The organism is Kitasatospora sp. NPDC002522 (assembly GCF_053595195.1).
Genome location: NZ_JBSFXE010000098.1, coordinates 1 through 3,757, shown reverse-complemented (window position 1 = coordinate 3,757; position 3,757 = coordinate 1). Strand labels below are relative to the sequence as shown.

The following is a 3,757-nucleotide window of genomic DNA, read 5'->3' as shown; positions in this document are numbered from 1 at the left end:
GGATCTTCGGCCGGATCCACTCCCCGCCGGTGGCCGCCACGCCCCTGGGTGCCCGCAGTGGGCTGAGGTGGGGTCAGCTGGTGCTGCAGGAGACGGTCGGCCAGGTGGTGCTGCCGTTCTTCATGATGGTCATGCCCCAGTTGTTGCCCGCGCCGTTGGGGGTGGCGACGAGGGTCTGGGCGTTGGGGTAGCTGGCGTTGATGTTCCAGGTCGAGCTGATCTTCTCGGGGGAGGGGACGTTGACGGTCACCTTCCAGGTGCTCGACCCGGTGACGGAGACGTTGAGGTTGTAGCGGTCGCTCCAGGAGTCACCGGCGGAGAGCGTGGCGGTGCACGTGCCGCCGCCACCGCCGCCACCGCCACCACCCGTGGTGCCGAGGGTGATGTTGGAGTTGCCGCTGCTCTGGTAGCCCTCGGTGGCGAGGATCTCGTAGTTCATGGTGCCGAGGTTCATGCCGTACCTGGCCCACGCGTCGAAGTGGTTGGCGACGGTGATGGTGCCGCCGGTGCGCTTCGACTGGCGGACGCTCCAGTACTGGTTGAAGGTCTTGTTGCCCTCGATGGAGGGGGCGTTGTAGCGGGTGGTCTCTTAGATGTCGTAGGTGCCGCCGTCGCTGGTGACGGTGCCCTTGTAGGTGCCGGTGGGCTTGTAGGAGCCGTAGTTGTCGACGATGTAGTACTCGACGAGGGGGTTGGTGCTCCAGCCGTAGAGCGACAGGTAGGCGTTGCCGTTGGTGCTCCACGTGCCGGAGTAGGTGACCGGGTTGCGGGATCCGGTGCTCCAGCCCTTGCCGGCGACGAAGTTGCCGGCGTTGCTCCAGGAAGTGCCGTAGTTGCCGCCGCCGTTCAGGGACATCGAGGCCGCGCCGCTGCCTTCGGTCCAGAACGAGTAGAAGTATCCGCCGTCGTTGCCGGTCTGGTTCGTGGTGACGGTCGCGGCGTCGGCGGTGCCTGGCAGGACCAGGACGGCTGCGAGGGCCAGTACGACGACGCGGGTCCTGCCGGCCAGCCGCCAGAGGCGGCGGGCGAGGCGGCTCTTGGGGTGGGGGATGTCCACGGAGGTGATCCGTCCTGCCGATGGGTGGGGGAGGTGGGTGGGGGCAGCGCTGTGACGCCGCCCGGCCACAAGGGGCGGCTGGGCCGGACGGCGTCACACAGCGGTGCACGGGAACCAACGTGCCGTCAACAGTGCAGCGCCCGAGACCAGTTGGCGGATGAAGACCCGGATCCAAGGCGGCTCGGACTTGTCGACGGCGACAGTGTTGGTCGGCGCGCGACGGACTGTCAACACTTTCGACCGGAACGGCGATAGCTTCGCCCGCCCTCGAATCGGCCTCATGGGCAAAGCTGCTGGCCAACGGCTCGCCGGTCGCCGCGGGTGCAGGGGCTCGGCTGCGAGCTCACCGATTGGGCGGCGACTTCCTCCGGGTCGGGGCGCAAGTGGCGATGAGGAAGGTGCGAAAAGTTTCGTAACGGTGCGATGTCTCGGCAGGTCACGCTGCCGGACTTCTCGCGGCCGGGAGACCGCCGCCTGGGGCCGCGGGATCGGGTCGGCACTGGCGTGGCGAAGGGCTTCGACGCCGGTCAGGGTGGGATCCCGGTAGGTGACTTCGGCGGCGGCGCGGCAGCGGTTCGGCGGTGGCCGCAGAGCGGCACGGCGCGGCCGGAGGTGCGCGACTCACGGGCGGGCGAGGGAGTGGTCAACCTCGCGCCGTGGAAGGGCATTCGGGCTCGGGCTGGCCCGGGGCGCTGCAGGGGCTGGTCGGGCCGCCGACAGGTTCCGCGTCGTTGCGGGTCGGCGGCCGACCTGCCCGTTCCGCGCCCTCAGCCTGGGCGGGGGCGCGGAACGGGAACCGCCGATCGGGCGAGCGAAGCGGGGGTGCTGCTCGACGGGCGGAGTTCGGAAGGCTGGCGAGGCGAGGGCGGCGCAGGCTCGGGCGGCGCAGGCTCGGGCGGGCCGGGAGGCTTCCCCCGGGGAACCCCGAGCTGGCTGGGCGGCCTCGCCAGGGAAGCCCCCGAGTCGGTCGGGAGGCTTCATCGGGGAAGCTCCGAGCAGACCGTGCGGCTTCCGCCGTGAGCCCCCGGAGCCGGCTGGGCGGCCTCGCCCGTGAAGCTCCAAGCCGGCAGGACGGCCTCGCCCGTGAAGCCCCGAGCCCGGGCTGGGCGGCCTCACCGGTGAAGCTCCGAGCCGGCCGTGCGGCTTCGCCCGTGAAGCCCCGAGCCGGGCTGGGCGGCTTCGCCTCTGAAGCCCCCGAGCCAGCCGTGCGGATTCCCCGTGAAGCCCCGGCCCCGCCGGACATCGGGGCAGGGGCCCGGAGGAGTTCGCCGCTCTGCCCGGCAGTGGCCGACGGCTCAGTCGTCGGTGCCGCCAAGCGCTTCGACGAAGCGGTTGAGGAACTTCCCTGCCGGGTCGACTTCCTGACGCAGGGCCAGGAAGTCCGGGAGCCGCTCGTAGGCGCCGGCGGCCCGGTCGGTGAGCGTGATCTTTCCCCAGTGGGGACGGGCGCCCAGCGGCAGCAGGGCCTGCTCCACTGCGACGAGCGCCGGGGTGAGGGCGGCGAGGTCGGGCTTCCAGGTGAAGTGGAAGGCCACCGACGCGCGCCCGTGGGACGGGCTCAGCCACAGGTCGTCCGCTGCCACCGTGCGCACCTCGGAGATGTGCAGCACGGGTGCCAACTGCGCTCCCAGGGCACGAAGTTCGGCGACCGCTGCCGGGGCGGCCGCGCGTGGCAGCAGGAACTCGGACTGGAGCTCCTGCCCGCTGCTGGGCGTGAACTCGGGGCGGAAGTGCGGCAGCCGTTCGTGCCAGGGGCCCGGAACTCCCAGCTGGGGTGTGCAGTTGACGGCGGGCATGCCCGGTACCGGGTGTTCGGGGCCGTCGGCCGGCCGCGCGCCGGGGACGCTCGCGGCCGGAGCGCCGTCGTCGAGCTGCTTGACCCAGACCCGGCCGGTGTCCGAGCCCCAGTCGGTGAACAGGCTGACGCTGTGGCCGGCGGCGTGGATCTCGTCCAGCCGGGCGGCGTAGTCGGCCAGCGAGAGCCCGACGTGGACGTACTGGCGCACGTCGAAGGCGGGGACCACGTCCAGGGTGAGCGCGGTGACGATGCCGAGCGCGCCCAGGTGCACCACCGTGCCCGGACCGGTGGCCGTGCTCAACTCACCGTCCGCGCCGACGACTTCCAGCGAGCGTACGGCGGCGGCGAGCGACCGGAGGCGGTCGCCCGAGCCGTGCGTTCCGGTGGCGGTGGCGCCGCCGACGGAGATGTGCGGCAGGGAGGCCAGGTTCTCCAGCGCCAGGCCCGCCGCGTGCAGGGCGACCGCCAGCTCCGCGTAGCGGGTGGCCGCCGAGACGGTGACGGTCCGGGCGTCCGGGGCGATGTCGATCCGGGTGGGCAGGCCGTCGAGCAGCACCAGGTCGCCCGCGGTGTCCGCGACCGTGCTGAACGAGTGGCCGCTGCCCACGGCCCGGATTCGGTCGCTGCGGCGCACCAGTTCCTGCAACTCATCCACGGTGCGCGGTCGGTGGACGGCGCGCGCACCGAAGGTGAGGTTGCCCGCCCAGTTGGTCAGGGAGCCGTTGGTCGTCATCGGTTCACACCCGGGATGAAGGGGGAATCCCGGCGCGAACGCGCGGGCACCCGTGGACGGTGGACGGTGCAGGGTCAGCGGGCGCCGAGGAGGTGTTCCAGGGCGAGTTGGTCGAGGTGTTCGAAGGCCATGCCGCGGTCGGCGGCGGTGGTGGGGTCGAAGTCCTCGT

The 3,757-nt window shown here is 72.0% G+C and carries 1 protein-coding gene and 1 pseudogene; both read right to left on the bottom strand.

The window, feature by feature from the left end; translation table 11 throughout:
* Positions 1 to 73: 73 nt before the first annotated feature.
* A pseudogene (locus ACWD4U_RS34615) lies at positions 74 to 1,009 on the bottom strand (glycoside hydrolase family 11 protein).
* A gap of 1,343 nt (positions 1,010 to 2,352) precedes the next feature.
* Entirely contained in the window at positions 2,353 to 3,588 is a 1,236-nt protein-coding gene (locus ACWD4U_RS34610; RefSeq protein WP_363462254.1) for an FAD-binding protein, read from the bottom strand.
* Positions 3,589 to 3,757 lie beyond the last annotated feature (169 nt).

What these genes read in the sequence shown, in the direction of transcription:
- ACWD4U_RS34610 (WP_363462254.1), bottom strand. Translation starts at nt 3,588, where the DNA reads ATGACGACCAACGGCTCCCTGACCAACTGGGCGGGCAACCTCACCTTC.